Genomic DNA, 18,308 nt, shown 5'->3' with positions numbered 1-18,308 from the left:
AGGATGTGTGCCATACGAAACTAAAATACAAAATCTAATTTCATGCGCTTGGAAGCTCCTTATATAGTTATTTTCTTATCCATACGCAAAAGATTACATGATATAAATCCCTTGCTCTTAAGCGAGGGGTTTTTCCTTTCTTCGTAAAGAAAAAATGCTATACTATTATCTGAGGTGCTAGAAATGAATAAAAAAATAAATTTTCAAGATATTATCCGAGATCAAATGCCAGTTTCTAAGAAGCTGCTGTCGACCTATTACAAATTAGGACTTCATGAAACAGAACTTATTTTAATTTTACAGCTTTCCCGTTTTGCGGAGGAAAGGAATTATTTCCCGACACCTTTTGAGCTGGCGCAGTCAGGGAGCTTTTCTGAAGAACAGGCAGCCAACATGCTTCGGAAATTAGTACAGAAAGGGTTTCTGTCGATCGAAAAAAATAACGATGACCTGACTCCAATCAGTGAGTCCTACTCTTTAGAGCCCTTACTGGAAAAATTATATGATGAAGAAGTTACTATGGCTAACAAAGAAGAAGAAAACATAGGAAATATCTTTATTTTATTTGAACAAGAATTCGGCAGACCTTTATCACCATTTGAAATAGAAACCATTAACAGCTGGTTGGATGAAGATGATGTGAAACCATCATTGATTAAAGCAGGGCTGCGCGAATCTGTACTTATGGGCAAATTAAACTTTAAGTATATTGATCGTATTTTAAGAGAGTGGAAGAAAAAGGGGATTCATACGGTACAGGATGCCAGAAAAGCAAGCCAGAAATTTCATCAGGGCAAGACAGAGAATAATACAAATACGCGTCCAAAAAGAGATACGTCCTTTTATTATAATTGGCTGGAAGGAGATTGAGACGATGCTGAATAATACACAAATCAGACAATGTTTAGATGCCATGGCAGAAATGTTTCCAGATGCAGAAGGGGAGCTGGTCCATTCCAACCCTTTTGAATTGGTAATTGCTGTCTTACTTTCTGCACAGTGTACAGACAAATTGGTTAATAAGGTAACAGCAGATTTATTTCAAAAATATAAAACACCAGAGGATTATCTGGCTGTTCCTTTAGAAGAAGTGGAAAATGATATTCGTTCGATCGGCTTATACCGGTCAAAAGCAAAAAATATTCAAAAGCTGTGCCGTACTTTACTTGATGACTATAATGGAGAAGTACCGCAAACGAAAGAAGAGTTAGTTAAACTGGCTGGCGTTGGCAGAAAAACAGCCAATGTTGTGGCTTCCATTGCTTTTAATGAGCCGGCAATTGCTGTTGATACGCATGTTGAACGTGTATCGAAACGGTTAGGGATATGCAGATGGAAAGACAGTGTTATCGAAGTAGAGAATACACTGATGCGTAAAGTTCCGAGGGATGAATGGAGTGTCACACACCATCGAATGATTTTCTTTGGACGTTATCATTGTAAAGCAAGAAATCCCAATTGTCCGGAATGCCCACTATTGGAGCTATGCCGGGAGGGGAAAAAGCGGATGAAGAAAACAGGGTAATGTTTCTTTATCAAAAGTAATTATTTAATAAAAAACAATCCCGACCCAATTTTATGGGGTCGGGATTGTTTTTTATTCCTCTGAGTTATTATTTTCATTGTTGCCATTGTCGGAATTATTCTGAGGTGAAACATCTTCTGAACCTTCATCATCTGGTTCCGAATCAGATTCATTTTCTTGTTGTTGTTCTTCCGAGTTATTATCAGACTGATCCTCTGGTTGCTCACCACTATTATCATCAGAGGAGTCACCGTTATTACCGTTATTACCGTTATTACCATTATTGTCTTCATTTTCATCCGATTCCTCAGGTGTTTCCGAGTCCGAATCAGATTCGTTTTCTTCTTCAGGAGGCTCTTCTTCCTCAGCTTCCTCTTCCTCCTCATCCTCTTCTTCAGGGACCGTCACACTGGTAGATGCAGAAGGACCTTGAACATTGCTGTCTTCTTCACTTATTGGAGTAACAGTAATATTGTATTCGCCTGGAGTAACTCCGCTTATGCTGATACTTTCGGAACCTACTGTATCCGTTTCTCCATTTACACTTACTTCAAAGCTGGCAGATGGTCCATCGTAGCTCCATGAAACATTAATGGCTTCATTCCCATCATATTCAGCCGAAAGGCCAGTTACGCCTGGTATTTCTTCTTCCTCTTCTTCTTCACCGCCAGGTACTTGAACGGTTGTCGTAGCAGGATCACTGGTTAATGAGCCTCTTTCAGCAACAACCTGTATCGTATATTCCGCACCTTCCTCTACACCTGAAATTTCCATAGATGTGTCGCTTGTAGAAGAGAGGGACTGCATACTGCCGCCATCGATACTTGCACTTATATTAAAATTAACATCCTCTTCCGCATCCGTATCATAATTCCAGGATACTTCAATGGAATTATTATCTTCATTATAGCTTGCAGACAGCCCTGTTACAGCATCTAATTCTTCATAGCGCTCAGAAACCTGCGTCGGTTCTGTACCTCTGACAAATAGCTCTGTCACTCTGTTTTCACTCGGTGTACTATCACTTGCCAAGGCAGCCGGGTTTGTTCCTCTTTCCACCGTAACATCTACAACAGAATCAGGACGGGTAAAATCAGCCGTTTCAATTCCTTCAGATAAATGACTCATTGTCTGTCTGAACATTTGCTGGGATAAAGTTGTATCCTGCAATGGAACACGTCTTGTTTTTCTTTCTCCTTCTTCATCTTCATAAACTTCGTAACCGCCCGTCCAGGCTGCAATCGTGTAATTGGTCGTATAGCCGACAAACCAGGCATCCCGGCTTCCTTCCTGACCATCCATCGTCGTTGTTCCGGTTTTTCCGGCAACTTCCAGCCCGGGAATAGCTGCATTGGTACCTGTGCCGGAGCTGACAACTGATTTAAGCATATCTGTTACCATATAAGCTGTGTAATCTTCCATAACCTGTTCTGAATCAGGCGTTAAATCCACTTCACGGCCATCAGAAAATTCTACTCTTGTGACAGCATAAGGCTCTGTATAATTCCCCTCATTACCAAATGCGCTATAAGCTCCCGCCATTTGCAGCGGTGTAACTTCTGTACGTGTTCCGCCAATTGCTTCACGGAGGTCAAGGTAATCTGATTCAAATTCAATACCCAGATTTTCAGCAAATTCTTTGGCATTTTCACGACCGACCTCATCCATTAATTTTACTGCCGGAACGTTTAAAGATTGCTGTAAGGCATATCTCGCAGTGACCCAGCCATTGTAGCTTCTGCTGGCATTTCTTATCGGATTCGAGCCTTCAATTTCATAAGGGCCATCATCATCTAATTGATGGTACGTTGAGATTTGATTATACTCAATTGCCGGTCCATAAGATAAAATTGGTTTTGCTGTTGATCCGGCCTGTGTTATACCTCTTGTGGCGTAATTAAAGCCCGAACCTTCATTATTAAGACTTCCGCCAATTGCTTGAATAGCGCCAGATTGCGTATCTAAAACAACCATCGCCGCCTGCGTATTCTCTGGATAATTAATCGGGTTGGAATCCCCTTCTTCCAGAACGCCTTCTACGTATGGCTGCGCATCTGGGTCAAGGGTTGTATATACTTTTAATCCATCGGAATCAAGGTCAACGTCATCCAATTTTTCGTTAATCTCCGCACGAACCTGTTCAATAAAGGCATCATAAGGTGTTGGATCAGGACGGCTTTCCACTAATAGAGAAGTAACGTCAACATTTCTTGCTTCATCTGCTTCCGCCTGTGTAATTTTGCCGTGACGTACCATTAAATTTAATACCGTATTCATCCGTTCCTGTGTTAACTCCGGATTTTCAAATGGATTATAAGCTGTCGGGCGCTGCGGCAATCCAGCTAAAATGGCAGCTTCCGGCAAGGTAAGGTCATTTAGATCATCTTTGCCAAAATACGTTTCCGCAGCTTGAGCAACGCCATAAGAATGTGCACCATAGAAAATACTGTTTAAATACATTTCCATAATCTCTTCTTTGCTGTATTGCCTTTCCAGCTTCATCGCCATCCACATTTCCTGGACTTTAATACTTATTTTCTTCTCATTACTTAAAAATGCACGCTCTACCACCTGCTGTGTAATGGTACTTGCACCTTCCGACCCGAATCCACTTGTAATATTGGCGCGGACTGCTCCACCGATACGCCTGATATCGATACCGTTGTGGTCAAAAAAGCGGATATCCTCTGTAGCTGTCACAGCATCAATAAGTAAATCCGGCAATTCCTCAAATTTTACTTCTTTTCTTTTTTCATCTGAACTTAAATCAGCAAATTGTTCTCCGTTTTTATCATAAAGTGTGGAAGCAAAAGGGATATTTAATTTTTCTTCATCAATATCTGGTGCTGTTGCAATCCAATAAGCACCAACTGCAACTCCACTTAAAAATAAAATGAAGAATAACAAAAAGATAGATAAAATAATTTTCTTCCAAATAGGTTTTTTCTTTTTCTTCTTTATTTTCTTTCCTTGCTGCTGTCTTCTAGCAGTTCTTGTTTGGCTCGTTTGATCTGCCATTCTCTATACCTCCATATCTATAAATAGAGCTTATCAACAACAGATAAAAAATCAACTTTTTTCTGATATTGAAAGGGAATAAGATAGCCCAATTGTTTAACTTGCTCATAAGAAATTGATTTCCTACCACCATTAAATTGCTCCTGCCAGCAAACAAATAAATCTTTTGCATCGAATAGATAAGTTTCTTCATAAGGCCTAAACCGTAAAATAATAAAGCTGATTCCTCCGTGGTTTATTACTTGCTGCATATGATGCACTTGATGCTCATGAATATTTGCAAGGGGAAAGGATGTTTTATTTTTCGTTTCCTTTGCCTCGAAATCAATGTATTTTCCTTTATAAACGCCGTTATAATCCGTGGTTGATGCTTGCTTAAAGTATGCTTCTGTGATTACTGCAGCACTGCGCTTTGGATAATGGACATTTACAATCTGCACGGGTGTCGGTTTTTTATGAATAACTGCTTGCCCTTGTATTCGATAAAAATCTGTCGTTTCATTTATTTCTTCTTCCAGTGTCATTCCTCTCCTGCTAAAACTTGTTTGCTTTGGTTTTATGGTTAGTGGTTTCCGCTGACCATTCGGGTAATTCATGTTTTCTTGCCTCCTAACACGATATCCTAAATGAAAAACAGCAATATTGATACATTACTGTTTTGGACAGGATAAATATAAAACCAGTACATCATATATTATAATATAAATTCAAGAAGGAAACGAATTATAGCGTACAAAATCTTAAAATATGGACAAAATATGGAGAAATTTAATAAGCTACGTTCATTTGCAGCCTTACATAGTTTACGCATATCCACATCTATTCATAAGGGTTAAAAGTGAAAAAAGAACCTAATTGTATTCCACGGGTAATATAGACTCGCAAAATATAATTAGGTTATCTGTTGAACCTCCATTAAAAGTACGTGTTCGTCAAATTAAGTTGAAGGACGGTTGGGACCTGCTATTTTTTTATCTCTTGTTTTTTCATTATTGTTCTTTTTGTTTGCAGCATTTGTTTTTTGCTGTGCTTTGGATTCCTTCATGAAAGATAACCTCCTTTTTTACGATCTTATTCGTCTGCTCCCGTTCATTTTCGCTACATCAATTATTCAGAGGGAAGCTTCCTTATATAGCTTGTCTAATTTTGCTTAAATCATTACAGATATACACTAGTTTTGTTTAGATTATTCTAGTTTTGTCGAACAGGAAGGAGATAAGGTTCCACTGTGGAATGTATAGCACATCAGGCTAAAAATATGAGCTCGTATAAAAAAATAGGAGGAGAATGGAATATGCTTCTTTCAAAATCAATCATTTCTGAGGAAAATAAAGGATACAGCAAAGAGGATATAGAGAACCAGATAGAGCAGATTCAAGAGCAGTTATGCTTAATTCATCTCAAATTAAAAGCAAAGGTTGACAGTGAAGTATGGGTTCAATTTCAAACAAAAACAAATAATTTGAAACAGACAGAGCTGGAAGTTCAAAGATTAAAGCAACTTTTGTAGCTTCTTCCAAATGTTGTTCATGACTTTTCCATCTATGGTATGTTAAAATTTAACTACAGTTTGCCATTGAAGGATGACGATACAATGAAACTTAGTGAACAAACAGAGAAGTTAAATCGGTATTTAGAAGCATTGCGGAAGCGGTTTGAGACTAGTGAAGCACCAAACGATCGGAAGGACCGTGATTTTTTTAATATGGTAAAAAAAGAGACGGCTCCCATATATGATTTATTAGAAAGCTGGGAGAAAGATGCTTTAGCTGCAGTAAAGGATAGAAAAGCATCTGTTCATCCCAGCCAAATTCAATCAACAAAAGAGAATATGGAATTACTGTTGATGCACAGCTATTATTTGGATGTGAGAAGAAAAAGGTATATAGAATTATATACGTCGATTCGATATGTTTTTGATTTACTATTGGATACAATAACGGACAATTTTTCGGATAAATCCTAGTTGAATCAATCAGGAGATACTCCTTCCCATGCAGAAAATATTTTTACGATTCTGTAATCAGGAAAATTACGGATGCTCCTGCTTTTTTTGTTCCCCAAAAAAGATACTTAAACAAAGAGAAATGCACGAATATGTCGGGAGGAAGACCTATTATGAAAGAAAAATTATTGCAAGAAGCAATCCAAATTAGAGCAAGAGCTTATGTACCTTATTCTGAATTTCCGGTAGGTGCAGCGTTATTAACAGGTTCAGGCAAAATCTATACTGGATGCAATATCGAAAATGCTGCCTACCCATCTACCTGTTGTGCCGAGCGTGTTGCTATTTTTAAGGCTATTTCAGACGGAGAAACAGAATTTACAGAAATGGCTGTTGCAGCAGATACCAAACGTCCGGTACCGCCATGTGGAACATGCAGGCAGGTTATGAGCGAATTTTTTGCTCCTGATATGCCTATTCATTTAACGAATTTAAACAAAGATGTTCAAACACTCACTACAGATCAATTGCTGCCTTTTTCATTTCAGAAGGAAGATATGGAATAAACAGAGCAGGAATAGCTGCTTAGTGTTTCATCTGTTGAATTGCACAATTTTGCTAGAGAGTTTTTAAATTTTAGAAGGAGACTGATATCCAGTTTCCTTTTTTCACTTTAAGAAAAGATAGAGGATTTATGGAGTAAAGTACGACGAACACAATGTCCCTCTATCGACGCTGGTCACACGATGTCACTGTATCTAGTCGATGAAAGTGCAACGATTTTTTATGGGGCGGGTAATCGCAGGCTCCAACTTGATTGTCATCTAAAGGTTTGGTGACAATCAAGTTTTCTAATGTTATAATAGCTTTAATTAATGTATAATAATGTTAAAATAAACACAAATGATGAAAATAGAAAATCAGTATATTTTTAGAGGTGATTTGGTAATGAGTATTGATCGCATTCAACTTAATGGAAAGAAAATTTTAGAAAAAGATTTTAAAACAGGAATTAGAGGTTACTCTCAGGAAGAAGTAGATGAATTTTTAGATATCATTATTCAGGATTACGATAATTTCAAGCAGGAAATTGATCGCTTAAACGAAGAAATTGAAAAATTAAAAAGCAGCCGTCCCACAACGGAAGCGCCGAGAGCTCGTTCCACACAGCAAAACACACAGGTGAATTATGATGTGTTAAAACGTTTATCCAATCTTGAAAAAGCTGTGTTTGGAAAAAGATACGCCGAGTCTGAAGAATAAGAGAGATAGATGATTGATTTGATTTATCTAAAGAATTTTGCTAAAATGTTTTAAGCTGCTTAAATGTCTATGTAATCGCTATGTCCATTTCGGGCATAGAGGAAAGTCCATGCTCACACAGGCTGCGATGCCTGTAGTGTTCGTGCTTGATGAAATCATAAGTCAAGGTAGTTTTTAATAAACTAACGGCAGACGAGCTGTGCTAAGTCGCTTCCTGTGATATGCCAGCTCTCTTGAAAGTGCCACAGTGACGTAGCTAGTGTGGAAACGCGCTAGGTGGAACGAGGTAAACCCCGCGAGTGAGCAACCCAAATAATGGTAGGGGCATCCTTTAGTAGGGAATTGAACCGAACAAGGGACAGCATTTGCTGTAGATAGATGATTACAGCCGGCGTACGAGGTTGACCACCGCCAGCAGTACAATGGAACAAAACATGGCTTATCGGACATTTAAGGGTCATGCTGATGAACAGATTCTATTTCCAATTGAATGAAATAGAATCTTTTTTCTTTTTACGAAACACTATAATAAGACCTGAGAGGAATATAAAAATGAAACAAGTAACTTTAATTGCTACGGCAGCAATGGGACTTGAATCAATTGTTGCAAAAGAAGTAAGAGACTTGGGATACGAAGCAGCTGTAGAAAATGGAAAAGTTATCTTTGATGCGCCAATTTCTGCCATACCCAGATGCAATTTATGGTTAAGAACAGCTGACCGTGTGAAAATTCTTGTTGGTAAATTTCCAGCTAAAACATTTGACGAGTTATTTGAACAGACCAAAGCGCTCCCTTGGGAACATTATATTGATGAAACAGGTCAAATACCTGTATCTGGAAAATCTGTCAAATCAACTTTATATAGTGTGCCCGACTGTCAAGCCATTGTGAAAAAAGCAATTGTAGAACGAATGAAATTAAAATATGGCCTAGTCCATAAGCTTGAAGAATCCGGAGCTCTTTATAAGACAGAAGTTGCTCTATTAAAGGACGAGGCAACGCTGACTATTGACACATCAGGAACAGGTCTGCATAAGCGCGGTTATCGTGTCGGACAGGGGGAAGCTCCATTAAAGGAAACACTGGCAGCAGCACTGGTTCAATTAACAAACTGGAAGCCGGATCAGCCTTTAATCGATCCATTCTGTGGATCTGGTACGATTTTAATTGAAGCTGCTTTTATCGGACAAAATATTGCACCTGGATTTAATCGTGAATTTGCTTCTGAAGCATGGAGTTTAGTGAAACAAAAACACTGGGATGCAGCTTTTGGAGAAGCAGAAGAGCTGGCAAACTATGACCAGCCTTTATCCATCACTGGTTCTGATATCAGCCACCAGATGATTGAAACAGCACAGGCAAATGCCCTGGAAGCCGGACTTGGTGATTTAATCCAGTGGAAGCAGATGCAAATCAGTGACCTCACGATAAAACAAAAAGATGGCTATTTAATCAGTAATCCACCATATGGTGAACGCCTAAGCGATAGAGAAGAAGTAGAGAAGATGTATCAGGATTTAGGAAACATCATGCGCAATCACCCATCCTGGAGTACATACATTATTACAGCTTATGAACAATTTGAAAAAGTATTCGGCAAGCCGGCTACAAAGAAACGCAAGCTGTTTAATGGATTTATACAGACGAATTACTATCAATATTTTGGGAAAAGGGAAGATTAAAAACCTCTCGAAAGCCCATCCAAAAGAAAACATTCATTTTGAAGAAGATCAAAATGAATGTTTTCTTTTGGAATGATAGTTATTTATATAGCTTTTTGATGCTTAATCTTAGCATTGTGTCAGAAAAAGGATTTAAAATCTCTTTTGACAGATATATTTGCTTCTCCTTGTTCAGACTCATGTTTCTGTGCTACCCACTTAAAAAATTCTTTTTCAGCAGCTGTTAATTCTCGATCCAGCCTATATCTAAAACTGCTTTCGAGCTTTTCATATATGTTTTTATTCATAATTATTATGAATTACTTTCCTCCTTTTTAATGCTTCGTAACCTCACTTATTCAAAAAATACATGCTTTTAAATAAATAGAATGGCCATTTCCAGGAGATGATCTGGCAGCGTAGTTCAAATACGCTGTTTTACAAAATACCATCAAATGGAGGAGAGCCCGGCTTAAATCAGGTTCAGGTTTTTTCATACGATTCACCTCTCTTGTAACTTCTTGCCTATATGACTATCATATCGAAAAGAAGCCTTATATACGTTGTCAAATCAAACTTTTCACAATTCGTTCAATTGTTCACAAATAGCTTCATTTAATAATTTTACAAACTTTTTGGTTATAAAAGTTTATGACTTTTCTGTGAACAAACAAATGAAATCATTGACAAGATTTAAGTGAATAAGTGTGAGATATGGAATTTTAGGCAGAAAGAGGGGATTATATCATTTCAGTAAATCGAAACGGATGTATTGGCTGGTAAGAAAACTTGGCAAGCCATGCCGGTTTCTTAAAGCACAAAAAAAAGCAGCCCCCGGCCAGGGTTCTGCTTCTATCTATATAGATATTTAATTTTTAACAACATTTGCAGCTTGTGGACCGCGCTCACCTTGAACGACCTCAAAGGAAACCTGTTGACCTTCTTCTAATGTTTTAAAGCCCTCTTCCTGAATAGCAGAATAGTGTACGAAAATATCATTCCCTTCTTCTAACTGAATAAATCCGTAACCTTTCTCTGCATTAAACCATTTCACTACTCCATTTTCCATGTTAAATTTCCTCCTAAATACTTCCACGTAAAACGCGTGTGATTACACAAAGCAGAAGAACGAATTATGAAAAAAAGGCAGCTTCGGATAGAAGAACGGGATCATACATCATCCACTTCTGTCTATCGAAGCTGCCTTTACATACTAATGATTCCGTCACATCTTCTTTGCTTGTACCCCATATTAGCTTAATTTTTTTTCATAGTCAAGAAAACCTTTCTATTTTTCTATAATAATCAAAAGGTTTTGAATTTAAATATGTTTTTTTCTTTGTTCAGACAGTCTATTTTAATGCTGAGAAGAATCATAGAAAATGAATTTCTGTTATAATAATGATTGTTGACAAGTCTAATTAATAATAGCTGCTGTCATAAAAACATTGCGCCAGCTATATTGTGGATGCTTCAAAATTATTGTGAAGAGAAACCCCTGAATGATGAAAATAATACAAGCTCATACGAAAATGGTGTAACGGAGTTAAAGAATAAAGGAGGATTTTTGATGCAGGGAGAACAAGGTTATTTGGATTTGTGTCGTAAAATATTGGATGTAGGACAAGGTCGGGATGACCGGACAAACACGGGGACATATTCGATTTTTGGTTATCAAATCCGCTTTGATTTACAAAAGGGATTCCCATTGTTAACTACGAAAAAGGTTCCGTTCCGATTAATTGCTACCGAATTATTGTGGTTTATCAAAGGCGATACGAACATACGATATTTATTAGAGCACAATAATAATATTTGGAATGAATGGGCTTTTGAGAAATGGATTAAAAGCCCGGATTATGCAGGCCCTGATATGACAGACTTCGGTATACGAAGTCTGAGGGATACAGCTTTTAAAGAAATATATGAGCAGCAGCTGGAGCTGTTTAAAGAGAAAATCTTAACTGATGATGCTTTCGCTGAAAAGTATGGAGATTTAGGCTCTGTATATGGAAAGCAGTGGCGAAAATGGGAAACATCAAAAGGGGAATCCATCGATCAATTAAAAGAAACGATAGAAGCCATTAAAACCAACCCGAATTCGAGGCGGCATATTGTATCTGCCTGGAACCCGGAGGACATTCCGACGATGGCTCTGCCGCCTTGTCATACGCTGTTTCAATTTTATGTAGCGGATGGGAAATTATCCTGCCAGCTGTATCAGCGCAGTGCAGATGTATTTATTGGCGTTCCTTTTAATATTGCCAGCTATGCGCTCTTAACACATTTAATTGCACATGAATGCGGGCTGGAGGTAGGCGAGTTTGTGCACACCTTTGGAGATGCTCATATCTATTCCAATCATGTTGAACAAGTGAATCAGCAGCTGGAAAGAGACATTCGTGAAATGCCTGTGTTAAAAATAAACACTCCTGGCAAGTCTATTTTTGATATTGACCTATCTGACTTAAAAATCGAAAATTATCATCCACACCCGGCAATCAAAGCACCAATAGCAGTTTAACATACAGAAGAACGGAGGCTACAGCATGATTTCACTATTATTTGCAGCCGGTAAAAATAATGTGATTGGCTATCAGAATAAGATGCCTTGGCATTTGCCGCAGGATTTAAAATTTTTTAAAGAGAAAACAACTGGAAATACAATTATCATGGGAAGAAAAACATTAGACTCTATGAATGGGCCTTTGCCGAAGCGGCGTAATGTCGTATTGACCAGAAATAAAGATTTTACAATGGAAAATGTAGAGACGATTCATGATTTATCTGTCGTAGAGCGTTGGAATGAAGAGCATCCGGAAGTAGAGTATTTCATCATTGGCGGCGGAGATATTTTTAAACAGGCATTGCCTATTGCTGACCGCATGTATATCACAAGAATTGAGGAAGAATTCCCCGGCGATTCATTTGCCCCGGCGTTTGATGAAGCAGCATGGGAGCTTACCAAAGAGGAAAAAGGCATAAAGAACGATAAAAATCCTTACGACTATTCCTTTCTGCAATATGATCGTAAGAATTAACTTGTCTAATGTTTTCTAAACATGCTATGATATGAGAAGAGATTAGGTTCTATAAGAGGACACAATATAAATAAAGAAGGTGTCAATCGATGTTAACGAACATAGGCATTCCAGGACTTGTATTAATCGTGATATTGGCTCTTATTATCTTTGGACCAAACAAGCTGCCGCAAATAGGTAAAGCTGCCGGTCAATCACTGAAGGAATTTAAAAATTCAACACGTGATCTGACGAAGGATGTCACAGATGAAACAAAAGAAGTGAAAGCAATCATGAAAGAAGAAAAAGGCGTTCAGACTCATAGGAGTGATAGATAATGAATATATTTTCAAATATCGGATTTCCCGGGTTAATTTTAATCATTATTGCCGCTTTAATTGTCTTCGGTCCAAATAAACTTCCTGAGATCGGAAAAGCACTTGGAACGACTTTAAAAGAGTTTAAAAATGCAAGTCAGGATATTTTGAATGACAATCCTAAAAAGAAACAGTAATGAATGGCAGAGGTGTAGGGATTATTCCTTGCATCTCTTTTGTGTCATCAGCTTAAAAGGTGGGGTGAACGATGTCTGAATCAGAAGAACATATACCTGGAGAAAAAGAAATGAACGTTGGAGGACATTTAACAGAACTCCGAAATCGTTTAATTGTTACTGCGGTCATATTCTTATTATTTTTTATTATCGGCTTTATCAATGTAAAAAGCATCTATAATTTTTTTATTGATGATATTAATATGCAGCTGACTGTCATCAGTCCGGCTGAAATTATCTGGATCTACTTTTCGATGGCCGGCTTACTTGCCTTTGCCGGCACGATACCAGTTATCGCCTATCAGCTTTGGGCATTTGTCAGCCCTGCTTTGACACCAAAAGAGAAGCGTGTATCGTTAGCATATATACCAGGTTCATTAATTTTATTTGTATTGGGACTTGTATTCGGCTATATTGTGTTTACTAAGTTAATTTTTCCTTTTCTATTATCTTTAAATGATGATATGTTTCATGTCATGTTTACAGTAGAACGTTATTTTGGATTCCTATTAAAGGTAACCATGCCATTTGCCTTTTTATTTGAGCTTCCGGTTATTACGATGTTTTTGACAAGCTTGGGTATATTGACACCAGCATTTATGATAAAAAATCGAAAATACGCCTATTTTATTTTAATTGTCATCGGGGTACTGATTACACCGCCTGATTTTGTTCTGCAAATCGTTGTAGCAATACCGCTAATCATTATTTATGAGCTGAGCATTCAATTATGTAAGGTAGTTTACCGAAAGAAACAAGCACAACATGAAGCCTTTATGAATGAATAAAGTGAAGCTTGATTTAGCGGGCGGGTTTCCTGATAAATCCTAGTTGAACCAATCAGAAGAAGAAGAGACCGTTCTAATTATCGTAGGGGAAATTACGGGATCTGATGCTGTGAAAAAGGAGGGGCACCATGCGTCAATCTTTTTATCAATTCTTATTAACTCATCGGGGAAAGTTAGATCAGGATGATTATTCTGCATTAGCCGATTGGGCATTCTATGATCATCATTTTCCAAAGCATGCTGTAACGTATGATGAAATCAGTGAATATCTTGAATGGAATAGTCCATTCCCTGGTGCATTAACAGCTTTCGATGCGCTTTGGTCAGAATATGAGTGGAAATATAGCAGCTGAATCCAGCTGCTTTTTTCATGGATAAATATTAACAGCCTCTGTGATAAGGTATTATGAAACATAGCATAATCATTTAAACAAACGTTTGATTAGCAGGATCTTGACGTATATCGAAACATTTCGACATTGCCTTAGAGATTTCACCGGTTATTTGTTGATTCCTGCGGTTTCCCGGGAAATGATTTCTTGAATAAGGGGGAATGTCTACACAGTTACATTGCTCCCGCATACGCTATAAGAGATGCAAATGCTTAAATAATATAGATAAGCAAGGGGTAGATAGTGATGGTTTTTCCACCTAGAAATCAAATGCCTCGCTCGCCGCAGCCCCCTTTTCGTAACGGCCATCCTCAATTGAGGGGAATTCCCAGGGAAATAAGAAATTCAAGTGGAGCTGCCGGTGCAAAAGGCGGAACAAGAGGATTATCAAGTTTATTGTCTGGAGGTGCCAGCCAAGGATTAATCCAATCAGGAGGGGCTTCTACACTTTCCAAAACGCTTGGAGGAGTGCAGCAGGTTCTGGGTGTTGTTCAATCAACAGCGCCATTAATTCAAGAGTATGGACCAATGATTAAGAATCTCCCTTCTATGTACCGGATGATGAAAGCCTTTAAAACACTAAGCAAGGAAGATAATGATGAATCAGCTGAAGAAGAGATAGTCCCTGTAAAACATTCAAATTCAAAAATAGAAATGAATGCTCAAAATAATCCGCAGGAAGAAATAGCAGAAGAACACGGGCAAATAAAAGAAAAAGGTATTTCCACGCCAAAATTGTATATTTAAATCAAGCAGTAGGCTTTGAACATTGCAGCAGCCTTTCTGCTTGATTTTTTTTTATAAAAAAGGAAGAATAGGGGGAGAGTATATAGTGACATCAGAGCGATAGGAGGAAAAGATATGTCCCGACAAAAAGAACTTGCCACTTTTGCAGGAGGCTGCTTTTGGTGTATGGTAGAACCGTTTGATGAACGCCCCGGTGTCATCAGCATCTATTCCGGCTATACTGGCGGTCATGTAGAAAATCCGACCTATGAACAGGTTTGTTCAGATACAACAGGTCATGTTGAAGCGGTGCAAATAGAATTTGATCCAAGTATTATGCCATATAAAGAGCTTGTTGAAACATTTTGGCAGCAAATTGACCCGACAGATGCAGGCGGACAATTTAATGACCGTGGCGAATCCTATCAGACAGCTATTTTTTATCACAATCAGGAACAAAAGGAAATAGCAGAGCATTCAAAGGAATTGCTGCAGCAAAGCGGAAAGTTTCAAAAGGATATTGTAACACCGATTCTTCCAGCTAAAACCTTTTATAAGGCAGAGAAAGAGCATCAAGATTACTATAAAAAACGTTCCTTTCACTATAGAATGTATAAGAAAGGCTCTGGCCGGGAAGCGTTTATCAAAGAGAATTGGCAAAATAAACCCACAGAAAAAGAATTAAGAGAAAAACTGACACCGCTGCAATATCATGTCACGCAGGAAAATGGGACAGAGCGTCCGTTTGATAATGAATATTGGAATAATACAGAAGAAGGCATTTATGTTGATATTATTTCCGGAAAGGTTCTTTTCTCATCAAAGGATCAATACGATGCCGGCTGTGGCTGGCCAAGCTTTACAAAACCGGTTGACCCGCAGCAGCTTACCGATGTAGTGGATACTTCTCACGGGATGATTCGCACAGAAGTCCGCAGTAAACAATCAGATTCTCACCTTGGACATGTTTTTGAGGATGGACCGAAAGAGGCAGGCGGATTAAGATATTGTATGAATTCTGCTGCTATGCGTTTTATTCCAAAAAAGGATATGGAAGAAGAAGGCTACGGCAACTTTTTATATTTATTTAAATAGATTAATAATATTATGTAAACAAGAAGAGGAGAATAAATGAATGATTCATAAAGGCTGGGAAAATAGAGAAACCATCAAACAAATTACATGTGTACATGCGGATGCGAAGAAATTTATTGTTGACCGTAAACTTACCCCAGGTAAAGTTTACGATGTAAAAAATGAGACAGAAGAGTTCTACTTTATTATAGACAACAGCGAGCGTATTGCAGGTTTCCGAAAAGACTATTTTGAAGAAAATTAAAGTGGGAAAATATCAGGAAATAAGATTTACTTTTGGAAGAAAGTCTTATTTCCTCTTTACATAAGACGTTTCTTTTTATTTTAAAATGCGTTATAATTATTTAATATGTGAAAGATATTGGTAAAGAGGAGGAGAATCTCGTTGGCTTTTATTATTACATCACCATGTAAAACAGAAAAAGCAGGAGAATGTGTAGAAGTTTGCCCTGTTGATTGTATAGAAGAAGGCGAAGATATGTTCTATATCGACCCGGATATTTGCATCGATTGTGGTGCATGCGAGGCAGTTTGTCCAGTGGAGGCAATCTATATGGAGGATGAAGTGCCTGAAGAAGAAAATGAATATATTTCATTGAATCGGCTATTTTTTGAAAATCGTTAATAATACAAAGACTGCTCACTTACAAAAGCAGTCTTTTTTATGCCTGCCTTTTTATTGGTTTTATTTCTTGTGAGTAATCATGGGGTGAAAAGGAGATACTAGGGAAAACAAGCAAATGCGAGGTGCAATAAATATGAATTCAAAATCAATTTGGCAGGCAGATACTGCATTTCAAAGTTTTCCAAAGCTGCAAGCTTCAAAACAAACAGAGGTCTGCATTGTCGGGGCAGGGATAACGGGAATCACTACAGCGTATTTACTTTCTAAAAAAGGGATAAAGGTTATTTTATTAGAAGCTGACCAGGTACTCAGCGGCGTCACCGGCCACACAACAGCAAAAATAACTGCCCAGCATGGCATGATTTATGCAGAACTAATGGAGACAATGGGCGAGGAAAAAGCAAAACAATATTATCAGGCGATGCAAGAAACAATACATTTTATTCAAGATGAAATCACACAGCATAAAATAGACTGTAATTACGAAAAACAGGATGCTTATCTTTACACAAATGATGAAGCTTATTTGCCGGCATTAGAAAAGGAATCCGAAGCATATAGAGCCTTAGGTATTCAGGGAGAACTTACCTCAGAAATGCCCCTGGAGATCCCTTTTAAGCAAGCATTAAAAATGTCTGAACAAGCACAGTTCCATCCATTAAAATATTTACAGTTTATGCTGGACGAAGCTGTGAAAAACGGAACGGAGGTTTACGAGCAGACCGTTGCTATGGATATAGAATATAATCGGCGCCATACCGTTATTACAAAGGATGAGCATCGTGTGGCATGTGATTATCTGGTTGCTGCGACACACTTTCCTTATATCGATCATCAAGGATTCTACTTTGCCAAAATGTATGCAGAGCAATCTTATCTTGTTGCAGGAAAGCTGGAAGCTGAATACCCGGGCGGGATGTATATTAACGCAGAAGACCCGACTCGTTCTATCCGGTTTGCAACTTTAAATAATAAAGATACCTATCTTCTTGTTGGCGGTGAAAACCATCGTTCCGGAGAAGAGAAGGATGAGAAGCTATGTTATGAAAATCTAAAGGCATTTGCCAAAGACCAGTTTGACATAAATGATATTGCTTATCAATGGTCTGCGCAGGACTTTACCACACTGGATAAAATGCCATACATCGGTCCAATAACAAAGGGAGATCCTTCTATATTGGTTGCCACAGGCTACCGAAAATGGGGAATGACCAATGGCACATTAGCAGCAAGAATTATGGCTGATACAATTACTGAAAAGAATGAAAATCCGTATCAGGCGTTATTTTCTCCAGAACGATTCAACTCCAAGCCAATGTTAAAGAACTTATTCAGCTATAACATGGAGGTTGCTAAGGAATTAATTAAAGGTAAGCTGGATTTCCCTGCATCCAGGGAAATAGATGAATTAGATCTGGATGAAGGCATCGTTACAACGATAAATGGCGAACGTGTTGGTGTCTACAAAGATAAAGAAGATAAATTGCATGCCCTTGATACAACCTGTACTCATCTGGGTTGTGAAGTACACTGGAATGGGGCAGATAAAACATGGGATTGTCCTTGTCACGGATCTCGTTATCATTATGATGGTGAGGTAATGGCAGGACCGGCGAAAGAGCCTTTACGAAAAGTATCCCTGGATGATTAATATTTGAATTAATAAAAAAGGAGCACTGCTTTACGCGAAATGGCT

The 18,308-nt window shown here is 38.2% G+C and carries 21 protein-coding genes and 1 other RNA gene; 19 read left to right on the top strand and 3 right to left on the bottom strand.

What is annotated here, in order from left to right; all coding sequences use genetic code 11:
* Positions 1-183: 183 nt before the first annotated feature.
* Together FLK20_RS00460 and nth are read left to right on the top strand one after the other, a co-directional pair.
* Positions 184-870 (top strand): DnaD domain-containing protein, encoded by a 687-nt coding sequence (locus FLK20_RS00460; RefSeq protein ID WP_152654589.1) that lies wholly within the window; start codon positions 184-186, stop codon positions 868-870.
* A gap of 4 nt (positions 871-874) precedes the next feature.
* The gene (gene nth, locus FLK20_RS00455) at positions 875-1,525 is read left to right on the top strand and encodes an endonuclease III (RefSeq protein ID WP_152654588.1); all 651 of its coding nucleotides are present in this window, start codon (positions 875-877) and stop codon (positions 1,523-1,525) included.
* A gap of 72 nt (positions 1,526-1,597) precedes the next feature.
* Here the strand turns inward: nth and FLK20_RS00450 are convergent, their stop codons facing one another.
* A complete protein-coding gene (locus tag FLK20_RS00450; protein ID WP_152654587.1) occupies positions 1,598-4,543 on the bottom strand; it encodes a penicillin-binding protein 1A in 2,946 nt (981 codons plus the stop codon).
* 17 nt (positions 4,544-4,560) lie between these two features.
* The gene (gene recU, locus FLK20_RS00445; protein WP_152654586.1) at positions 4,561-5,139 is read right to left on the bottom strand and encodes a Holliday junction resolvase RecU; all 579 of its coding nucleotides are present in this window, start codon (positions 5,137-5,139) and stop codon (positions 4,561-4,563) included.
* Positions 5,140-5,837: 698 nt separating this feature from the next.
* Here recU and FLK20_RS00440 point away from each other — a divergent pair.
* The 6 genes from FLK20_RS00440 to FLK20_RS00415 all read left to right on the top strand — a co-directional run bounded on the left by FLK20_RS00440 (position 5,838) and on the right by FLK20_RS00415 (position 9,434).
* Positions 5,838-6,053: a hypothetical protein gene (locus FLK20_RS00440; protein ID WP_152654585.1), complete on the top strand. Its 216-nt coding sequence runs from the start codon at positions 5,838-5,840 to the stop codon at positions 6,051-6,053.
* Positions 6,054-6,137: 84 nt separating this feature from the next.
* The gene (locus tag FLK20_RS00435; protein ID WP_152654584.1) at positions 6,138-6,509 is read left to right on the top strand and encodes a YppE family protein; all 372 of its coding nucleotides are present in this window, start codon (positions 6,138-6,140) and stop codon (positions 6,507-6,509) included.
* A gap of 131 nt (positions 6,510-6,640) precedes the next feature.
* Positions 6,641-7,054, top strand: a complete 414-nt coding sequence (locus FLK20_RS00430) for a cytidine deaminase (RefSeq protein WP_370453144.1) — start codon at positions 6,641-6,643, stop codon at positions 7,052-7,054.
* 382 nt (positions 7,055-7,436) lie between these two features.
* Positions 7,437-7,751 carry a cell division regulator GpsB gene (gene gpsB / locus FLK20_RS00425; RefSeq protein WP_152654582.1) on the top strand — a complete coding sequence of 105 codons (315 nt, stop codon included), beginning with the start codon at positions 7,437-7,439 and terminating at the stop codon, positions 7,749-7,751.
* Between the two features lie 63 nt (positions 7,752-7,814).
* Positions 7,815-8,198: RNase P RNA component class B (gene rnpB, locus FLK20_RS00420), an RNA gene on the top strand.
* 105 nt (positions 8,199-8,303) lie between these two features.
* A complete protein-coding gene (locus tag FLK20_RS00415; RefSeq protein WP_152654581.1) occupies positions 8,304-9,434 on the top strand; it encodes a THUMP domain-containing class I SAM-dependent RNA methyltransferase in 1,131 nt (376 codons plus the stop codon).
* Between the two features lie 847 nt (positions 9,435-10,281).
* Here FLK20_RS00415 and FLK20_RS00410 read toward each other — a convergent pair.
* Positions 10,282-10,482 (bottom strand): cold-shock protein, encoded by a 201-nt coding sequence (locus FLK20_RS00410; RefSeq protein ID WP_152654580.1) that lies wholly within the window; start codon positions 10,480-10,482, stop codon positions 10,282-10,284.
* Positions 10,483-10,983: 501 nt separating this feature from the next.
* Here FLK20_RS00410 and FLK20_RS00405 point away from each other — a divergent pair.
* The 11 genes from FLK20_RS00405 to FLK20_RS00355 all read left to right on the top strand — a co-directional run bounded on the left by FLK20_RS00405 (position 10,984) and on the right by FLK20_RS00355 (position 18,263).
* On the top strand, positions 10,984-11,937 hold the full coding sequence (locus tag FLK20_RS00405) for a thymidylate synthase (RefSeq protein ID WP_152654579.1): 954 nt from the start codon (positions 10,984-10,986) through the stop codon (positions 11,935-11,937).
* 25 nt (positions 11,938-11,962) lie between these two features.
* Positions 11,963-12,454, top strand: a complete 492-nt coding sequence (locus FLK20_RS00400; protein ID WP_152654578.1) for a dihydrofolate reductase — start codon at positions 11,963-11,965, stop codon at positions 12,452-12,454.
* Positions 12,455-12,543: 89 nt separating this feature from the next.
* A complete protein-coding gene (locus FLK20_RS00395) occupies positions 12,544-12,771 on the top strand; it encodes a twin-arginine translocase TatA/TatE family subunit (RefSeq protein WP_152654577.1) in 228 nt (75 codons plus the stop codon).
* Between the two features lie 5 nt (positions 12,772-12,776).
* Positions 12,777-12,947 (top strand): twin-arginine translocase TatA/TatE family subunit, encoded by a 171-nt coding sequence (gene tatA / locus FLK20_RS00390; protein WP_152654985.1) that lies wholly within the window; start codon positions 12,777-12,779, stop codon positions 12,945-12,947.
* 71 nt (positions 12,948-13,018) lie between these two features.
* On the top strand, positions 13,019-13,774 hold the full coding sequence (gene tatC, locus FLK20_RS00385) for a twin-arginine translocase subunit TatC (RefSeq protein WP_152654576.1): 756 nt from the start codon (positions 13,019-13,021) through the stop codon (positions 13,772-13,774).
* A gap of 128 nt (positions 13,775-13,902) precedes the next feature.
* On the top strand, positions 13,903-14,127 hold the full coding sequence (locus FLK20_RS00380; protein WP_152654575.1) for a YozE family protein: 225 nt from the start codon (positions 13,903-13,905) through the stop codon (positions 14,125-14,127).
* Positions 14,128-14,412: 285 nt separating this feature from the next.
* Positions 14,413-14,913 carry a YqfQ family protein gene (locus FLK20_RS00375; protein WP_227994807.1) on the top strand — a complete coding sequence of 167 codons (501 nt, stop codon included), beginning with the start codon at positions 14,413-14,415 and terminating at the stop codon, positions 14,911-14,913.
* A gap of 114 nt (positions 14,914-15,027) precedes the next feature.
* Complete coding sequence (gene msrB / locus FLK20_RS00370) at positions 15,028-15,987, top strand: peptide-methionine (R)-S-oxide reductase MsrB (protein ID WP_152654574.1); 960 nt, start codon at positions 15,028-15,030, stop codon at positions 15,985-15,987.
* A gap of 40 nt (positions 15,988-16,027) precedes the next feature.
* A complete protein-coding gene (locus FLK20_RS00365; RefSeq protein WP_152654573.1) occupies positions 16,028-16,231 on the top strand; it encodes a DUF6501 family protein in 204 nt (67 codons plus the stop codon).
* A 141-nt stretch (positions 16,232-16,372) separates the two neighbouring features.
* The gene (locus tag FLK20_RS00360; protein ID WP_017796848.1) at positions 16,373-16,612 is read left to right on the top strand and encodes a 4Fe-4S dicluster domain-containing protein; all 240 of its coding nucleotides are present in this window, start codon (positions 16,373-16,375) and stop codon (positions 16,610-16,612) included.
* Positions 16,613-16,745: 133 nt separating this feature from the next.
* Entirely contained in the window at positions 16,746-18,263 is a 1,518-nt protein-coding gene (locus tag FLK20_RS00355) for an FAD-dependent oxidoreductase (protein WP_227994806.1), read from the top strand.
* Positions 18,264-18,308 lie beyond the last annotated feature (45 nt).

Origin of the sequence: Oceanobacillus sp. CFH 90083, from assembly GCF_009389585.1 — a bacterium.
GTDB lineage: Bacteria > Bacillota > Bacilli > Bacillales > Amphibacillaceae > Oceanobacillus.
The sequence above is the reverse complement of the archived record's forward strand: the minus strand, read 5'-3'. Positions and strand labels throughout refer to the sequence as shown.